16 protein-coding genes and 1 pseudogene (1 of these 17 only partly in view) are annotated in these 17,369 nt (G+C 64.3%); 9 read left to right on the top strand and 8 right to left on the bottom strand.

The genetic code is table 11. The features are described 5' to 3' along the window. Nucleotides 1-12: 12 nt before the first annotated feature. From XH85_RS06645 to XH85_RS06625, 5 genes and pseudogenes are all read right to left on the bottom strand, one after another. Nucleotides 13-1,140, bottom strand: coding sequence for an acyl-CoA dehydrogenase family protein (locus XH85_RS06645; protein WP_128931249.1), 1,128 nt, complete (start codon nucleotides 1,138-1,140; stop codon nucleotides 13-15). 183 nt (nucleotides 1,141-1,323) lie between these two features. Then, a pseudogene (locus tag XH85_RS06640) lies at nucleotides 1,324-3,194 on the bottom strand (AMP-binding protein). 43 nt (nucleotides 3,195-3,237) lie between these two features. Further along, nucleotides 3,238-4,044 (bottom strand): enoyl-CoA hydratase/isomerase family protein, encoded by an 807-nt coding sequence (locus tag XH85_RS06635; RefSeq protein ID WP_128931248.1) that lies wholly within the window; start codon nucleotides 4,042-4,044, stop codon nucleotides 3,238-3,240. 199 nt (nucleotides 4,045-4,243) lie between these two features. Next, nucleotides 4,244-5,002 carry an SDR family NAD(P)-dependent oxidoreductase gene (locus XH85_RS06630; RefSeq protein WP_128931247.1) on the bottom strand — a complete coding sequence of 253 codons (759 nt, stop codon included), beginning with the start codon at nucleotides 5,000-5,002 and terminating at the stop codon, nucleotides 4,244-4,246. 53 nt (nucleotides 5,003-5,055) lie between these two features. After that, nucleotides 5,056-5,715 carry a TetR family transcriptional regulator gene (locus XH85_RS06625; protein WP_206734307.1) on the bottom strand — a complete coding sequence of 220 codons (660 nt, stop codon included), beginning with the start codon at nucleotides 5,713-5,715 and terminating at the stop codon, nucleotides 5,056-5,058. A gap of 151 nt (nucleotides 5,716-5,866) precedes the next feature. Here XH85_RS06625 and XH85_RS06620 point away from each other — a divergent pair, with 151 nt between their 5' ends. Both XH85_RS06620 and XH85_RS06615 read left to right on the top strand, forming a co-directional pair. Further along, the gene (locus XH85_RS06620) at nucleotides 5,867-7,039 is read left to right on the top strand and encodes an acetyl-CoA C-acetyltransferase (RefSeq protein ID WP_128931245.1); all 1,173 of its coding nucleotides are present in this window, start codon (nucleotides 5,867-5,869) and stop codon (nucleotides 7,037-7,039) included. A 177-nt stretch (nucleotides 7,040-7,216) separates the two neighbouring features. After that, nucleotides 7,217-8,761 (top strand): acyl-CoA synthetase, encoded by a 1,545-nt coding sequence (locus XH85_RS06615; protein WP_164940588.1) that lies wholly within the window; start codon nucleotides 7,217-7,219, stop codon nucleotides 8,759-8,761. Nucleotides 8,762-8,872: 111 nt separating this feature from the next. On the opposite strand, the gene XH85_RS06610 is transcribed toward XH85_RS06615, so the two are convergent. Beyond that, entirely contained in the window at nucleotides 8,873-9,415 is a 543-nt protein-coding gene (locus XH85_RS06610; RefSeq protein WP_128931243.1) for a methylated-DNA--[protein]-cysteine S-methyltransferase, read from the bottom strand. 137 nt (nucleotides 9,416-9,552) lie between these two features. On the opposite strand from XH85_RS06610, the gene XH85_RS06605 reads away from it, so the two are divergent. Then, nucleotides 9,553-10,371, top strand: coding sequence for an alpha/beta fold hydrolase (locus XH85_RS06605; RefSeq protein ID WP_128931242.1), 819 nt, complete (start codon nucleotides 9,553-9,555; stop codon nucleotides 10,369-10,371). A gap of 3 nt (nucleotides 10,372-10,374) precedes the next feature. Then, nucleotides 10,375-11,187 carry an alpha/beta fold hydrolase gene (locus XH85_RS06600; protein ID WP_128931241.1) on the top strand — a complete coding sequence of 271 codons (813 nt, stop codon included), beginning with the start codon at nucleotides 10,375-10,377 and terminating at the stop codon, nucleotides 11,185-11,187. Nucleotides 11,188-11,255: 68 nt separating this feature from the next. Here the strand turns inward: XH85_RS06600 and XH85_RS06595 are convergent, their stop codons facing one another. Beyond that, entirely contained in the window at nucleotides 11,256-11,711 is a 456-nt protein-coding gene (locus XH85_RS06595; RefSeq protein WP_128937126.1) for a carboxymuconolactone decarboxylase family protein, read from the bottom strand. Nucleotides 11,712-11,810: 99 nt separating this feature from the next. Between XH85_RS06595 and XH85_RS06590 the strand changes: the two genes are divergently transcribed. The 5 genes from XH85_RS06590 to XH85_RS06570 all read left to right on the top strand — a co-directional run bounded on the left by XH85_RS06590 (nucleotide 11,811) and on the right by XH85_RS06570 (nucleotide 17,227). Next, nucleotides 11,811-12,668: a sigma-70 family RNA polymerase sigma factor gene (locus XH85_RS06590; protein WP_128931240.1), complete on the top strand. Its 858-nt coding sequence runs from the start codon at nucleotides 11,811-11,813 to the stop codon at nucleotides 12,666-12,668. Between the two features lie 201 nt (nucleotides 12,669-12,869). Next, nucleotides 12,870-13,547, top strand: coding sequence for a GntR family transcriptional regulator (locus tag XH85_RS06585; RefSeq protein ID WP_128931239.1), 678 nt, complete (start codon nucleotides 12,870-12,872; stop codon nucleotides 13,545-13,547). A 137-nt stretch (nucleotides 13,548-13,684) separates the two neighbouring features. Continuing rightward, nucleotides 13,685-14,485 carry a phytanoyl-CoA dioxygenase family protein gene (locus XH85_RS06580; protein WP_128931238.1) on the top strand — a complete coding sequence of 267 codons (801 nt, stop codon included), beginning with the start codon at nucleotides 13,685-13,687 and terminating at the stop codon, nucleotides 14,483-14,485. Nucleotides 14,486-14,644: 159 nt separating this feature from the next. Beyond that, entirely contained in the window at nucleotides 14,645-15,958 is a 1,314-nt protein-coding gene (locus XH85_RS06575; protein WP_128931237.1) for an NAD(P)H-dependent oxidoreductase, read from the top strand. A 180-nt stretch (nucleotides 15,959-16,138) separates the two neighbouring features. Next, nucleotides 16,139-17,227 (top strand): TRAP transporter substrate-binding protein, encoded by a 1,089-nt coding sequence (locus XH85_RS06570; RefSeq protein ID WP_128931236.1) that lies wholly within the window; start codon nucleotides 16,139-16,141, stop codon nucleotides 17,225-17,227. 136 nt (nucleotides 17,228-17,363) lie between these two features. Here the strand turns inward: XH85_RS06570 and XH85_RS06565 are convergent, their stop codons facing one another. After that, a protein-coding gene (locus XH85_RS06565; RefSeq protein ID WP_128936665.1) for an IS481 family transposase crosses the window boundary here: on the bottom strand, nucleotides 17,364-17,369 show its 3' end. It continues 1,164 nt past the right edge of the window; only the last 6 of its 1,170 coding nucleotides appear in the window; its start codon lies beyond the right edge, outside the window; it ends in the stop codon at nucleotides 17,364-17,366.

Here is a 17,369-nt window from a genome sequence, read left to right as displayed (position 1 = left end):
GTTGCTCCTCGCTTACGCCGCGTTCTTCTTCCGCATGCGGTCGATCAACTGGTCTTCCCAATAGGTGAGGCTGCCGAGCCCGAGCGCCATGGCGTTGGCGCGGCGGTAGTACATGTGGCAGTCGAATTCCCAGGTAAAACCCATGCCGCCGTGAACCTGGATGTTGTTCTTGGCACAGTGCTGGAAGGCCTGCGTCGCGCTGATCCGCGCGGCCGCCGCCGCTTCCGGCAATTCGGCAGCGTTGGTCGAGAGCGCCCAGGCACCGTAATAGCTGTTGGAGCGTGCCAGCGTCGCCGAGACATACATGTCGGCGAGCATGTGCTTGATGGCCTGGAACGAACCGATCTGACGGCCGAAGGCGATGCGGTCGAGCGCGTAGTCTCGGCCCATCTCCAGGGCGCGGTCGGCGCCGCCGACCTGCTCGAACGCGCACAACACCGCGGCGCGGTCGAGCACCTGGGTGAGGATGCTCCAGCCGTCGCCGGCAGCACCTAGCGGCTCGGCCTTGCAGTCTTTGAAGGAGATCTCGGCCTGCCCACGGGTAGGGTCGAGATTGGTGAGACTTTTCACCTCAACACCCGCGTCTTTGAGATCGACCAAGAACAGCGAGATATCATTCTCACGTCCACTCGATCCCGTGCGCGCGGCAACCACGGCGAAGTCGGCGATGGCGCCATCGGCCACCGGCTTCTTGACGCCGTTGAGCATGCCATTCGCGGCCGTCACCTTCACATTCTTCGGTGACGGATTGCCCTTGCCCTCGAACAGCGCCAGCGTGCCGATCGCTTCGCCCGAAGCAATCGCGGGCAGCCACTTCTTCTTTTGCGCGTCGCTGCCGGCGATCAGCAGCGCTTCGGCGGCAAGATACACGGTCGAGGAGAACGGCACCGGCGCATTGGCCCGGCCCATCTCCTCCGCGATCACGCAGAGCTCGAGATGACCGGCACCCGCACCGCCGAATTCTTCCGGGATCGCGACGCCGAGAAATCCCATTTCGGCGAGACCCTTCCAAAGTGCCTTGTCATAGGGCGCCTTGCCGTCGAGCACGATGCGCACCGCCTTGGGCGAGCACTTCTCGGTGAGGAATTTGCGCGCCTGGTCGCGGAGCTGCTTCTGGTCGTCGGAGAAATCGAAGTTCATGGCGGGCTACCTTTTTATTCGTTGTCATTCATTGATGCCGTCATTCTGGGGCGCAACGAAGTCGCGAGCCCGGAATCCATTCCACCGCGTCAATGCGGCCCGATGGATTCGCTGATGCGCAATTGCGCATCAAAGTTCGCGCTGCGCGCCCCCGGGGAATGACGAGGTGAGAGAGTTGTGCATTCATCGCAGCACGATCACATCTTCATCCGGCTTGTCCGCATAAAGCCGCTCCACCAGCGCTGCGCGGCGCTCTAAGCCGGCGCGCTGGTTGATATAACCCTTGTCGGTGAGCTCGTTGCCGTCGATCGAAGGCGGTTCGACCATCAACATGGCGCGCGCGATGACGCGACTGCTGGCGCCTTCGCACTCTCGGTTGTGCGTCTCCAGCCCGCGCCTGAAGCAGGCCATGATCTCAGGGTGCTTCACCGCATCCGCAAAGCTCAGGTCAGGATTGCCGACGAGCTGGCGGCAGGCATGCAGGTTTGGCCAGGCAAGCAGGCCGATGAAGGCGCGATCCTGTCCCGCGACCAGCGCGTCATGCACGACGGGCGTCGTCACCGCGATCGCATCGGTACGGAGCGAGCCGACATGCACGAAGGTGCCCGTGGTGAGCTTGAAATCCTCCACCACGCGCCCGGCAAAGATGATGCCCTGCACCGGATCGGCATCGTCGACGAAAATGCCGGCATCGCCGATACAGTAGAAGCCTTCCTCGTCGAACATCTTCTTCGTCAGCTCCGGCTGGCCGAAATAGCCTGATGTGACGTTGACGCCGCGCAGGCGCAGCTCGTATTTCGAGCCGCACGGCACCATCTTCAGTTCGACTCCGGGGAACGGCAGGCCGATCAGGCCGACGCGCTCGGTGTCCCAATAGGTGCCGGTCGAGGTCGGCGCGGTCTCGGTCGAGCCCCACCCGGTGTAGAACACGATGCGCTCGCCGGTCGTCTTCACCGCCAGCGCCTGCATGCGGTCGTAGAGATCGTCCGGCAGCCGCCACCGCCATAAGCCATGATCGAGAGGTTCTTGAAGAAGGAGCGACACAGCGCGTCGTCCTTCTCCATCGCCGCCGCGAGCGCGGCATAGCCGGCCGGCACGTTGGCGTAATAGGTCGGCGAGATCTCGTGCAAATTACGCAAGGTCTCCTCGAACTGGCCCGGCACCGGCCGGCCGTCGTCGATATGGAGCGTACCGCCTTCGACCAGCACGGGGTGGAATGCCGCATTGCCGCCCATGGTGTGATTCCAGGGCATCCAGTCGAGCACGGTCGGCAGCGGGCCGCCCGGCGTACGCGGCCGCACCTGCATCATCATGGCCGCATTGGCGCACATCATCTCCTGGGTGTTTATGACGGCTTTGGGCATGCCGGTCGAGCCGGAGGTGAAGAGCAGCTTGCCGATGGTCTGCGGCGTGATCTTCGCGATCGACGTCTCGACATCCCTCGTGACCGGCGTCGCCGCGAGCTCGGCAAAGCTGACGCTCTTGATGCCGTCGCAGGGTCGCACGACATGAACGACGGTGACGCCGGTGAGATCGAGCGCCTTCAGGGCCTTCTCGAAGGTCGGGCCGTCCTGCACCATCACGACGGCCGGCTTGATCAGGTCGAACAGGTATTTCAGCTTGACGTGATCGTGACTCATCAAAGAGTAGGCCGGCGATACCGGTGCCGCCGGCGCGCGCGCCTGCATCGCGGCCTGCGTCATCAGCGCATGCTCGATCGAATTGCCGGAGAGGATCGCAACCGGGCGACCGTCAAGCCCGAGATTGAGCAAGCCTTGCGTCAGTGCATCGGCGGTCCGCTTGGCTTCGCTGTAGGAGACTTTTCTCCATTCGCGGTTCGGGCCGCCACGCTGCGCAAGCCAGATGCGCTCGGGCGCTTCCTTCGCCCACTTCGCCAGCGACGCCGGGATATGCTTCTCGTAAGCTTGCAGCGGAATGCGCGACTTCAGCACCAGCGTGCCGTCGCCACGGCGCTCGACCTCGATGTCGCGCGCGAGCCACTGGACCTTGCGAAAGGCGGGCTTCGTCATTACTGCCGCCGCGCTTCCACTCATTTTGCGTCTCCCGGAATTATTGTCCTTTGCGGATCATTCTCGTTCAGCGCTTGATATAGACAGGCTTTCGCTTCTCAAGGAAGGCCCTGATGCCTTCCGAAAACTCCTCGGAACGACTGCACAGGACTTGGTTGCGGTCCTCCATCGCAATCGCAGCTTCCAGCGAACCGGCATCGACGCTCATGTTGAGACATTCCTTGGACAGACGCAGCCCCACGGGCGAGGCCGTCATCATCGCGTCGATATAAGGCGCGGCCGCGTCATCGAGCTTGTCCTCGTCGACGACCTCCGAGACAAGCCCGACCGCCAGCGCGCGCTCAGCGCCGATGAAGCGCCCGGTCAGGATCAATTCCGATGCCACGGACACACCGACGAGGCGCGGCAGGAAATAGCTGGTGCCGATGTCGCAGCCGCCGAGGCCGAGCTTGATGAAAGCGCAGTTCATCCGCGCCGATGTCGTCGCAATGCGGATGTCGGACGCCAGCGCCAGCGCGAAGCCGCCACCGGCCGCGGCGCCCTGCACCAGTGCCAGGATCGGCTGCGGGCAACGCCGCATCAGCATCACGATGTCGGCGATGCGCCGCTGCGAGTCGAGCGACTCGGTCACACCGGGTGGCTCCTGCTGACCAGCGCGGCGCGCCATTGCGGCCTTGAGATCGAGGCCCGCGCAGAAATTCTTGCCGGCGCCGCGCAACACCACCACGCGCGTGTCGCGGTTGCGCTGCAGGCTTTGGAAATAGACGTTGAGAGCATCGATCAGCGCGGGATCGAGCGCGTTGAGGCTGTCAGGACGATTGAGCGTCACCCGGTCGACGCCGTCGTCATGCTCGATCAGCAGCGGTTGGGACATGGGACCTCGCACATCGGTCATGGGCCGGACTGCCACCCTCCCCTGGAGGGGGAGGGTCGGCTCACATTGCGCGCAGCGAAATGTGAGACGGGGTAGGGTGACAGTCTCTCCCCACCGAACAGTGCCCGAGTGGAGAGATCACCCCACCCCGGCGCTTCGCGCCGACCCTCCCCCTCCAGGGGAGGGTAAGAAGCGCCGCTTACCGCGGCGCCATGCGAATGGCGCCGTCGAGGCGGATGGTCTCGCCGTTGAGCATCGGGTTCTCGACGATGTGGACCGCGAGCATGCCGTATTCGGCGGCATCGCCGAGACGCGAGGGATGCGGCACCTGCGCGCCGAGGCTCTTGCGGGCCTCTTCGTTGAGGCCCATCAGCAGCGGTGTGAAGAACAAGCCGGGCGCGATGGTGTTGACGCGGATTTTCTGGCTGGCGAGGTCGCGCGCCGCCGGCAGCGTCAGGCCAACGACGCCGCCCTTCGACGCCGAATAGGCGATCTGGCCGATCTGACCTTCGTAAGCGGCGACCGACGCGGTGTTGACGATGACGCCGCGCTCTTCACCGACCGGCTCGATCGTGACGAGACGCTCGGCGAACAGCCGCAGGCAGTTGAACGTGCCGATCAAATTGACATTGATGATGCGCGCGAACTTTTCCAGCGGGTAGACGCCGTCGCGACCGACGATGCGCTGCGAGCCGCCTATGCCGGCGCAGTTCATCAGCACGCGCGCGACGCCATGCGCGGCTTCCGCCTTGGCGATCGCCGCCTTGATCTGCTCCTCGCTGGTGACGTCGGCATGGAGCGCGACGCCCTTCACCTCGGCGGCGACCTTCTCGGCGTTTTCCTTGCTCTGGTCGATCACGCCGATCTTGGCGCCCTTGGCGGCCATGGCGCGGGCGGTCGCGGCACCCAGGCCCGAACCGCCGCCGGTGATGAGAACGGCTACGTCTTTCAACTGCATCGCTTGTACCTTTCCTTGGGCGTTTCTTCTCTGGACTTGAAGGTTCAGCCGGATCATCCGGCCGCGGCAGCTTCCTCGGCTTGCGTGAGGATGCCGCCGCAAATCAGCGTTTCCATGTGCTTGATGTATTGCCGGCAGACTTCGTCGGTGACCGGGCCGACGCCGGTCGCGCGAGACATTGCGTGCCGGCCGAAGAACAGGTGATCGCAAGCGCCGATCAGGCTGGTGTAGAACAGCACAGGATCGGTGGCGCGGAACTCGCCGCGGCTGACGCCGTCGGCGAGCAGGCGGCGGTGGAAGTCCAGCAGCGGCGCGACGAAGAATTTCGACACCTCATCTGCGCATTCCGGCTTGGTCTCATGCAGGAGATAGTGGATCAGCCGGTTCATATAGGGGAACCGGTAATAGGCGCGGATGATACCGCCGATATGCAGCTTCAGCTTAGCGGTCGGCGTGATCGGCTGCGCCAGCAGATATTCGAGATTGGACAGTTCGGTCGCGGCGTTGCGCTCCAGCAGCGCCAGCAGCAGGCCGTCCTTGTTACCGAAATGGTATTTGACCAGCGCGGCATTGGCGCCGGACTTCTGGGCGATGTCGGAGAGCGAGATCTCGATCGAGGAGCGTTCGATCATCAGCTCGCTCGCGGCCACGAGCAATTTCTCTGCCGTGGAATTCTTCCCGCTGGGGAGCTTGGTCGGTACGCTGGTAGCCACAGAGATCCCTGAACATGCCTCGTGAGGCGCGCAGATAAGCCCAAGCAGCGCCCTATCACAAGAGTTAATTGATCGATTGACTAAACGATCTCGCGTCCCTTAAATCCGTCCCCGACAACCAACCCAATCAAGAATTCAGGGAGAAACCGACATGGCCGAGGCTTACATCGTCGCCGCTGCGCGCACCGCCGGCGGGCGCAAGGGGGGCCGCCTCGCCGGCTGGCATCCGGCCGATCTCGCCGCCAAGGTGCTGGACGAGCTGGTCGACCGCACCAAGGTCGATCCAGCCCTGGTCGAGGACGTGATCATGGGCTGCGTGATGCAGGTCGGCGAGCAGTCCAACAACATCGCACGCAACGCGGTGATGGCGTCAAAACTGCCGGAGAGCGTGCCGGGCACCTCGATCGACCGCCAGTGCGGCTCCTCGCAGCAGGCGCTGCACTTCGCCGCGCAAGCTGTGATGTCCGGCGCGATGGACGTGGTGATCGCCGCCGGCGTGGAATCGATGACGCGGGTGCCAATGGGCCTGTCGTCACAGCTCCCGGCCAAGAACGGTTTTGGCAATTACAAGAGCCCGGGTATCGAGAAGAAATATCCGAACATCATGTTCAGCCAGTTCACCGGCGCGGAGATGATGGCGGAGAAGTACGGCCTCTCCAAGGATGAGCTCGACGAATACTCCTTTGGCAGCCATCAGCGCGCGATCGCGGCGACGCAAGCGGGTCACTTCAAGAAGGAGATCGTGCCGCTGGAGATCACCCGCGCCGACGGCAGCAAGGACACCCATCACATCGACGAAGGCATCCGTTTCGATGCAACGATCGAAGGCATCAGGGGTGTCAAGCTGATCGCCGAGAACGGCAAGCTCACAGCGGCGAGCGCCAGCCAGATCTGCGACGGCGCCTCCGGCGTCATGGTGGTGAATGAGCGCGGCCTAAAGCAGCTCGGGGTCAAGCCGCTCGCGCGCATCCACCACATGACCATGACCGGCGGCGATCCCGTCATCATGCTGGACGCTCCGCTGCACGCGACCAAGCGCGCGCTGGAGAAGGCCGGCATGAAGATCGGCGACATCGATCTGTTTGAGGTCAACGAGGCCTTTGCCTCGGTACCGACCGCCTGGCTCAAGACCACCGGCGCCGATCCGGAGCGTCTCAACGTCAACGGCGGTGCGATCGCGCTCGGCCACCCCCTCGGCGGCTCCGGCACCAAGCTGATGACCACGCTGGTCCACGCCCTGCATCAGCGCGGCAAGCGCTACGGCCTCCAGACCATGTGCGAGGGCGGCGGCATGGCCAACGTCACGATCGTGGAGCGGCTGTAAGCGCCGTTGCAGTTGCCACACTAAAGGTGTCGTCCCGGCGAAAGCCGGGACGCATAACCACAAGAGTCTGTGGTAGGGGCGAGCTGGGGCGACACCGCGTTTCAACAATTTAGTTCGGTGGTTGTGGATCCCGGCTTTCGCCGGGATGACACCTTTGTTGTTGCGAGACCAACTTTCATGACTCATCCATCCGTCTACGCGAAGACAACGCCGAACAAGATCGCCTATCAGATGGCCGGCACCGGCAAGGCGATCACCTATCGCGAGCTCGACGAACTCTCGAACCAGGGCGCGCATCTCTTCCGCTCGCTTGGTCTCAAGGCCGGCGACCACATCGCGCTGTTGATGGAGAACCGGCTCGCCTTCATGGAGATCTGCTGGGCGGCACAGCGCAGCGGGCTCTATTACACCGGGATCAGCCGCTATCTGAAGCAAGACGAGATCGACTACATCGTCAAGGATTGCGGCGCCAAGGTCGTGATCACCACGCCGAAATGCGCCGACCAGATCAAGGGCCTGATCAAGGGCGCTGCCGGCGAGCCGATCTTCTACATGATGGACGAGCCGCTACCGGGCTTCCGCTCCTACGACAAGGAAGCAGGCGCGCAGCCTACGACGCCGATCGCGGACGAGGTCGCCGGCTACGACATGCTGTATTCGTCCGGCACCACGGGCCGCCCCAAAGGCGTCAAGAAGGCGTTCGAGGGCAAGCCGATCGACGAGCCGAACGCATTCCTGCGCGTGCTCTGCGCCAACATGTGCGGCATGAACGCCGACACAATCTACCTTTCTCCGGCGCCGCTCTATCACGCGGCCCCATTGCGCTTCAACATGATGGCAGTCGTGCTCGGCGGCACCTCCATCATCATGGAGCATTTTGATGCCGAGGAATTTTTGAAGCTCGTCGAGAAATACAAGGTCACGCAGTCGCAGCTGGTGCCGACCATGTTCGTGCGGATGCTGAAGCTGCCGGACGAGGTGCGCGCCAAATACAATGTCTCCACGCTGGAGGGCGCGATCCACGCCGCCGCACCCTGCCCCGTCGACGTCAAAGCCAAGATGATCGAATGGTGGGGACCGATCCTGATCGAGTATTATGCCGGCTCGGAAGGCAACGGCGTCACCGTCTGCAGCTCGAAAGATTGGCTGACGCACCGCGGCAGTGTCGGCCGCGCCGTGGTCGGCAAGGTGAAGATTCTGGACGAGAACGACGAGGAGCAGCCGGTGGGCGAGATCGGCACCGTCTACTTCGCCGACGCGCCGGCCTTCACCTATCACAACGATCCCGAAAAGACGAAGAAGGCCTACAACGCAAAGGGCTGGTCGACGCTCGGCGACGTCGGTTATCTCGACAAGGACGGCTTCCTCTATCTCACCGATCGCAAGTCCTACATGATCATCTCCGGCGGGGTGAACATCTACCCGCAGGAGACCGAGGACGTGCTCATCACCCATCCTGACGTCGCCGACGTCGCCGTGTTCGGCGTGCCGAACGAGGAGATGGGCGAAGAGGTGAAGGCGGTGGTGCAGCCGCACGACATGAGCCGTGCCGGCAAGGCGCTTGGGGCCGAGTTGATCGCCTATTGCAAGGACCGCCTCTCCGCCATCAAGTGTCCGCGCTCGATCGATTTCGAGGCCGAGCTGCCGCGCACGCCCACGGGCAAGCTGGTGAAACGCCATCTGCGCGACAAGTATTGGCCGAAGACGGCGGCGAAGATTTAGCGGGGGTTCGTAGGGTGGGTTAGCGTAGCGTAACCCGCCACTGTTTGTCTCCACGGAGGCGGAAGAGGTGGGTTACGCCTTCGGCTAACCCACCCTCCGCGTCCCGCAACCTCAATCAAACAGGCTCGGCGTGTGGTTCACCAGCGCGCCTTCGATCTCGAGCATCTTCAGCTTCGTCACCACGCCGCCATTCGCCGAGAAGCCGCCGGGCTTGTTGCCGGCCGCCAGCACGCGATGGCAGGGCACGACGATCGGGCACGGGTTGCGGCCGAGCGCCTGGCCGACGTCGCGCGACAGTTCGACGCCGCCGAGTTGCTTCGCAATGTCGCCATAGGTCATGGTCTTGCCGGGCGGGATGGTGCGGGCGATGTCGTAGACGCCGCGATTGAACTCGGGCACGCCGTCGAGATCGAGCGGGATGTCGGTGAGATCATCCGGCTCGCCCGCGAGCAGCTTGACGATGCGGTCGATCGCCCGCTGCACCTCGGCTGTGGGCTCGGCTTCGGTCGCCTCGGCATGGCGCTGATGGATACGGGTGCGGATCTTCTGCTCGCCGCCCATCGGCAATTGCGTGCCGTTGATGCCGCGCGGGCCCCAGGCGATGGCGCACAGGCCGATCCTGGTGTCGAACAGGGCAAAATGCTGGTCGGTCATGGCTTGGTTCCTGGCTTGCTTCTCGTCGCAGGCCCCCTCTTTGATCTCCTGCGAAATCTAGGCTTGGAAATAGTTGCGATCCACCCGGTTTCCGGGAATCTTGCACAGGAGTTCCTGTTCCTTCGCGCGAGCCCAGAATGCAAAGCCTCCACGTCAACGGATACGACATGCCCTATCTCGACGTGGGCGAGGACAAAGGCGGCCCGCCGCTGGTCTGCGTGCACGGCTCGCTCTCGGACTTCCGCATCTGGGGTTGCGTGCTCGGACCGCTGACGCAGCGACACCGGGTGATCGCTGTCAGCTTGAGGCACTTCTTCCCGGCGCAATGGGACGGCCTCGGTGACACCTATTCGATTGCCCAGCATGTCGACGACGTCATCGCCTTCATCGAGAAGCTCGACCTCGGGCCGGTCGACCTGATGGGACATTCCCGCGGCGGGCACATCTGCTTCCGCGTGGCGCAGGCGCGGCCGGACCTGCTCCGGCGGCTGATCCTGGCCGAGCCCGGCGGCGAGCTCGATGCAAGCCTCGATCCCGATCATGTCGGCGGCCCCTCGCCGCTGCTGGCGCGGTTCTCGGCCTCGGCCGAGAAGATCGCAGCCGGCGACGTCGACGGCGGCCTTGCCGTCTTCGTCGACACGCTGGAGGGCCCCGGCACCTGGCCGCGACTGCCGGCGATGGTGAAGCAGAATTTGCGCGACAACGCGATGACGCTGATCGGCCAGGTCCGCGACAATCGCCCGCCGTTCTCGAAGGCGGACGCGGAGTCCATCAAAATGCCGACGCTGTTCATCCTGGGCGCGCGGACCAAGGGCCTGCTGCCGAAGGTGCTGCACGCGCTCGCGGCGCATGTGCCTTATTCAAAGACGGCGGTCATCCCGAACGCGACGCACCCGATGTTCGAGCAGGCACCGCAAAAATACTCCGAAGTGGTGCTGGATTTTCTGGCGAGCTGACCCATGCAGACATTTCGCGTCAACAGTTACGACATGGCCTATCTCGAAGTCGGAGACGGCCCGCCGCTGGTCTGCGTGCACGGCACGCTCGGGGATTTCCGCACCTGGTATTCGGTGCTCGGCCCGCTGTCGAAGAACCATCGGGTGATCTCGGTCAGCCTGCGGCGCTTCTTTCCGGAGCATTGGGATGCCGTCGGCGACGACTACAAGATGGCCCAGCATGTCGCTGATACGATCGCCTTCATCGAGCACGTCCAGCCCGGACCGGTCGATCTGATGGGACATTCGCGCGGCGGCCACATCGCCTTCCGCGTGGCGCAGGCCCGACCGGATCTGTTGCGAAAACTGGTGCTGGCCGAACCGGGCGGCGATCTCGATGCCAGCTTGCCGGTTCCCACAGGCACACCGACGCATCCGCCGCTCGCCGCACGCACCGCGCGATCGGTCGAGATGATCCGCGCCGGCGACATCGAGGGCGCGCTGCAGAATTTTTACGAAGGCATCGAGGGCGCCGGCTCCTGGCGCCGCGTGCCGGCGGCGGCCAAGCAGCAACTCCGCGACAACGCACTGACCTTCCTCGGCCAGATCAACGAGCAGCGCAGGCCCTACACACTCGCTGATGCGCAGGCGATCAGGACGCCGACGCTGCTGATCGGCGGCGGCACGACGACGGGAAGCCTGTCGGTGATGTGGCGCGTGCTGGCCGAACACATCGAAGGCAGCAAGACAGCGGTGATCCCGAACGCCGGCCACTGGATGTTCGAACAGGCGCCGCTGGAGTTCGGCGAGGCAGTGAACAGGTTCTTGGCGGAGTAGGCGCTCTCGTTGCCTCTTCCCACGTGCGGGGCGAGGGAGTGCACGGTCAGTGCCTCCCTCACACGTGCTCACACCTTCCAAACGCCGACCGGCATCTTGATCGTCGCGTTCAGCCGGTTCCAGACGTTGATCGTTGCGATCGAGAGGATCAGCGTGGCGAGCTCGCGCTCGTCAAAATGCTTGGCGGCCGCGTTCCAGATCGCATCCGGCACGGGATCCTCGCGATCGGCAAGACGCGTGACCGCCTCGGTCAGCGCCAGCGCCGCGCGTTCGGCTTCGGTGAAATAGGGCGCCTCGCGCCAGGCGGACACGGCGAACAGGCGTTCATCGGTCTCACCGAGCTTGCGCGCGACCTTCGGATGCATGTCGACGCAGACGCTGCAGCCATTGATCTGGCTGGCGCGCAGGTGCACCAGTTCCAGGAGCTTTTCCGGCAGGACCTGTTTGGTCAAATTGCCGAGGGACTGAAGGACATTCATCGCCTCCGGCAGGACCATGACCGGATGGTTCATACGTGCGTGCATCATTTTGCGTCTCCGTTCGAGAATTTCGAAGGTTCCGGTCACATCGACCGGATTGGCTTCGTCATGGGCATGACGGATCGCGATGAGGGAATGTGACCGATGACTGAAGAAAATCTTCTCACCCGCCAGTTCGAGGCCAGCCGGGACCATCTGCGCGCGGTCGCCTACCGGATGCTGGGCTCCCGCGCTGAGGTCGAGGATGCCGTGCAGGAGGCCTGGCTGCGGGTCAGCCGCTACGACATGTCCGATGTGGCGAACCTGCGCGGCTGGCTGACCACTGTGGTGGCGCGAATCTGCCTCGACATGCTGCGCGCACGGAAGTCGCGCAAGGAAGAGCCGATGGGTCCGCACGTGCCCGAGCCGGTCGACGAGACGCGGGAGCGCGAGGCGGAGATGGCCGATTCCGTCGGCGCGGCACTGCTGGTCGTGCTGGAGACATTGCAGCCGGCGGAGCGGCTTGCCTTCGTCCTGCACGACATGTTCGCCGTTCCCTTCGAGGAGATCGCGCCGATCGTCGGCCGCTCCGTTGACGCCTCGCGGCAGCTGGCGAGTCGTGCGCGGCGGCGCGTGCAGGGCGCGCCGGTGCCGGAGACGGATCTGTCGCGCCAGCGCGGAGTCGTCGATGCCTTCCTCAAAGCTTCGCGCGAGGGCGATTTCGAGGGCCTGCTGGCGGTGCTCGATCCCGACGTCGTATTCCGCGCCGACCAGGCCGCGGTGCGGCTCGGCTCGCTGCCCGAGATCCGCGGCGCGGACGCGGTCGCGCAGACCTTCAAGGGCCGCGCTCAGGCGGCACGGGCCGCGCTGGTCGATGGCGAAATGGGCGTCGCCGTCGTTCTCGGCGGCCAGCTGCGCATCGCGCTGCGCGTCAGCTTCAGGGACGGCCGGATCGCCGGGATCGATGCTACGGCCGATGCCGAGCGAATTGCGACGCTCGATGTGGAGGTGCTCGAGCGCTAGATGGCATCGCCCCAGGCCAGATCATTTTTCTCGAAGAACAACCCCATGCACAGTAGACGACCCTAGCAATATCAACAGCTTAGCAACTTCCGAAAGGAAGGTCGGGGCCACCCTCCGGTACCGCTTGACGCGGTCGACCCCGCGGCGTAGCTTCGAATACGGAATTCCGTATTCCCTCTTGCGCCTCTCGGAGCTGCCGGCGTGATCCCTCTCGACCCGCTCCCGAACCTGATCGACCAGGTCTACGCCCGGATCCTGGAGGCGATCTCCGACCGGACCCTTCAGCCCGGACAGCGCATCCGGCAGAACGAGCTCGCCGACAAGCTCGGCGTCTCGCGCCAGCCGGTGTCGCACGCACTGCATCTGTTGCACCGGCAGGGCCTTGTCGCCGAGAGCGGCAAGCGCGGCTTTGAGGTGACCCAGCTCGACCCCTCACGCATCCGCCAGCTCTACGAGGTGCGCGGCGCCATCGATGCGCTGGCCGCCCGGCTTGCCGCCGAGCGCGCAGCCACTGACGCCGCGGCTCGCGCGCGGCTGGAGGCGGCGCTTGCGGCCGGACGCCGCATCGATCGCAACACGACGCTTGCTGAGCTCATCGTGCTCGACGTCGATTTTCACCGCGCGATCTATCAGCTCGCCGGCAATCCCGTGATCGAGGAGACGATGGCGCCGCAATGGCCGCACATGCGCCGCTCGATGGCGACGGTGCTGTCCGAGCTCGACTATCGCGGCAGCGCCTGGGCGGAGCATGCCGATATCGCCAAACACATTCTCGCGGGCGATGCGAACGCCGCCGAACGCGCGGCGCTGGCGCATGCGCAGACGGCGGGACGGATGACCGAGGAGAGATTGAGGGCAACGGAAGAGGCGGCGGCGTAGTCATTTGCACCTGCGCCGTCATGGCCGGGCTTGACCCGGCCATCCACGCCTTTGCTCGACGAAGAACGTGGATGCCCGGGACAAGCCCGGGCATGACGAGAGAGAAAACAAATAAACAAAACCAAGGAGGACGCCCCATGAAACTGTCTCAGGAGCAATTGGAGTTCTTCCACCGCGAGGGCTGGCTGTTCCTGCCCGAATTGTTCAGGCCGGAGGAGGTCGAACTGCTCGCGCGCGAGGCGGTCGGCATCTACGACGCCAACCGGCCGGAGGTCTGGCGCGAGAAGAGCGGCGCGCCGCGCACCGCCTTTGCCGCGCATCTCTACAACGAGGCCTTCGGCATCCTGGGCGCGCATCCGCGCATGATCGAGCCGGTCGAGCAGGTGTTCGGCGAGCCGGTCTACATGCACCAGTTCAAGATCAACGCGAAATCGGCCTTCACCGGCGACGTCTGGCAGTGGCACCAGGATTACGGCACCTGGAAGCGCGACGACGGCATGCCGGAGCCGCGCGCGATGAACATCGCGATCTTCCTCGACGAAGTGATGCCGATCAACGGCCCGCTGATGCTGGTGCCACGCAGCCAGAACGCCGGCGATCTCGAAGCCTCGCATGACCTCGCCACCACGTCCTACCCGCTGTGGACGCTGGACGAGGACACCGTGACGCGCCTCGTCAAGCAGGGCGGCATCGTGGCGCCCACGGGCAAGCCCGGCGGCATGCTGATGTTCCATGGCAATCTCGTGCACGGTTCGAGCGGCAACATCACGCCCTATCCGCGCAAGATCGTGTATCTGACGCTGAACGCGGTCTCGAACTACATCCGCACCCCGACGCGGCCGGACTACATCGCACATCGCGATTTCACGCCGATCAAGACGGTGGATGACGACGCGCTGCTGCGGCTCGCACGTGCGCCGCGACAGGCGGCGGAGTAACCTGTCATTCCGAAGTCGCGAGCCCGGAATCCATTTATCCGCAGTTTCTGCGGCCCGATGGATTCCGGGCTTCGACGCTGACGCGTCGCTCCGGAATGACGAACGTTGATACTTCGCACTTCGCGTCGCGCAACAGCCAACGCACTCTCGGACACCCACATGAACCTCTTCCGCCTCCTGCAAGCTCGCGCGTCCGCCGGCAAACCCGTTCGCGTCGCGCTGATCGGCGCCGGGAAATTCGGCTCGATGTTTTTGTCGCAGGTGCCGCACACGCCGGGACTGGAGGTGCCTGTCATCGTCGACATCGACCGCGACCGGGCACGCGAGGCCTGCCGCACTGTCGGCTGGGATACAGACCGCATCGCCGCGACCACGTTCACCGATGACGGTGCGCGCGCCATCGCCGGCGGCGCGATAGACGTGGTGGTGGAAGCGACCGGCAATCCCGCCGTCGGCATCAAGCATGCGCGCGCTGCGATTGTGGCGGGCAAGCATATCGTGATGGTCAATGTCGAGGCCGACGTGCTGGCGGGCCCCCTGCTCGCCGAGGAAGCGCGAAAAGCGGGCGTGGTCTATTCGCTCGCCTATGGCGATCAGCCGGCGCTGACGGCGGAGATGGTGGATTGGGCGCGCGCGACGGGATTCCACGTCGTCGCTGCCGGCAAGGGCACAAAATATCTGCCGGCCTATCACGACGTGACGCCTGATGGCGTCTGGCAGCATTACGGCCTCACCGCGAGCGAAGCGCAGTCGGCCGGCATGAATCCGCAGATGTTCAACTCCTTCCTGGACGGCACCAAGTCGGCGATCGAGATGGCCGCGATCGCCAATGCCTGCACCCTCGACGTGCCCGCCGACGGCTTGCTGTTTCCGCCCTGCGGCGTTGACGATCTGCCGCACATCATGCGGCCGCGCTCGCGCGGCGGCGTGCTGGAGCGATCGGGCGTGGTGGAAGTGGTCTCTTCACTCGAGCGCGACGGCCGGCCGGTGTTTCGCGACCTGCGTTGGGGCGTCTATGTCGTGCTGGAGGCACCGAACGATTATGCTGCCGATTGCTTCAGGCAATACGGCCTGAAGACCGACGCCAGCGGTCGTTTCGCGGCGATGTACAAGCCCTATCATCTGATCGGGCTGGAGCTGAACATCTCGGTGCTGTCGGCGGCGCTGCGGGGTGAGCCGACCGGACAAGCTAACGGCTTCCGCGGCGATGTCGCGGCTGTGGCAAAACGCAATTTGCGCGCCGGCGAGATGCTGGATGGCGAAGGCGGCTACACCGTGTGGGGCAAGCTGGTACCGGCGGCCGCGAGCCTGAAGACCGGCGCGCTGCCGATCGGCCTCGCGCACGGCGTGAAGCTGAGGCATGACGTCGCGCATGGCGCGGTGGTGCGCTGGAGCGACGTCGAGTTCGATGCGGGAAACGAGACGGTGAAAACACGCAAGGCCATGGAGGCCGCGTTCGCAGCGCAGCATTGAGGGCCTCGCCGGCAGCGCAACCAAATGTGCGCTTGCTTTGCTGCTGCCCTTTCGCCATCCTGACCGCGATCCGGGACATTTGAATTTCGGACACCAAGAAACGTCAGCCAGCGACGAAGACAAAGCGGCGCCAAGATCGCGATCCCCTCGTCGAGGACTCGACATCACAGGAGGGAATGCATGGAACGTCGTAAATTCCTGACGGCAGGCGGGCTGGGCCTTGCCGCAAGCGCAGTTGCTGCACCGGCTATCGCGCAATCGATGCCCGAGGTGAAGTGGCGCCTAGCGGCGAGCTGGCCGAAATCTCTGGATACGCTCTATGGCGGCTGCGAATATTTCTGCAAGCGCGTCGCCGAGATCACCGACAATAAATTCCAGATCCAGCCCTTCGCCGCCGGCGAAATCGTCCCGGGATTGCAGGTGCTCGACGCGGTCTCGAACGGCACCGTGGAGATCGGCAATACCGCGCTCTATTATTATTGGGGCAAGAATCCCGCCTTCACTTTCGGCACATCGCTGCCGTTCGGGCTCAACACGCGCCAGCACATTTCCTGGCTGATCTGGGGCGGTGGTCAGGACATGCTGAACGAGCTCCTGAAGGAGCATAACGCGATCGGCGTGCCCACAGGCTCGACCGGCGCCCAGATGGGCGGCTGGTTCCGCAAGGAGATCAAGACCGTCGATGATCTCAAGGGGCTGAAATTCCGCGTCGGCGGCTTCGCGGGCACCATCATCTCGAAGCTCGGTGGCGTGCCGCAGCAGATCGCGGCCGGCGACATCTACCCAGCGCTGGAGAAGGGCACGATCGACGCGGCCGAATGGGTGGGGCCGTATGACGACGAGAAGCTCGGCTTCGTGAAGGTGGCGAAGTACTACTATTATCCGGGGTGGTGGGAAGGCACCGGTCAGGGCCACAACCTCATGAACCTCGAAAAGTGGAATGCGCTGCCGAAGCACTATCAGGCCGCAATCAGCGCGGCATCGCTGGACACCTTCACCTGGGTGACGGGCAAGTACGATTCGGTCAATCCGCCGGCGCTGAAGCGTCTGCTGGCTGCCGGTGCGATCCTCAAGCCGTTCCCGCAGGAGGTGCTCGAAGCCTGCTACGGCGCGGCCAATGGGGTCTACGCCGATCTCGCCAAGAGCAACCCGCATTTTGCCAAGATGTATGCGAGCCTCACCGCCTATCGCAGCGAGTCGCTGGCCTGGATGCAGGTCGCGGAGCTCAGCTTCGACAGCTTCATGATGCGGATGCGGACGCGGACGTAGCTGCATCGCGCGGCAAGCGGCGAAACGACGAAAGCCCCGGAGATGTCTCCGGGGCTTTTGCGTTGAGCGCGGCTATGATTGCACAGTTTGGCGAGAGATGGAGCTACCCGAAAGGTGTCATCGCCCGGCTTGATGTTCAGCC

This window comes from Bradyrhizobium zhanjiangense, assembly GCF_004114935.1.
Taxonomy (GTDB): Bacteria; Pseudomonadota; Alphaproteobacteria; order Rhizobiales; family Xanthobacteraceae; genus Bradyrhizobium; species Bradyrhizobium zhanjiangense.
Note: the sequence above shows the minus strand (reverse complement) of the source record. Positions and strands in the feature narration are given on the sequence as shown.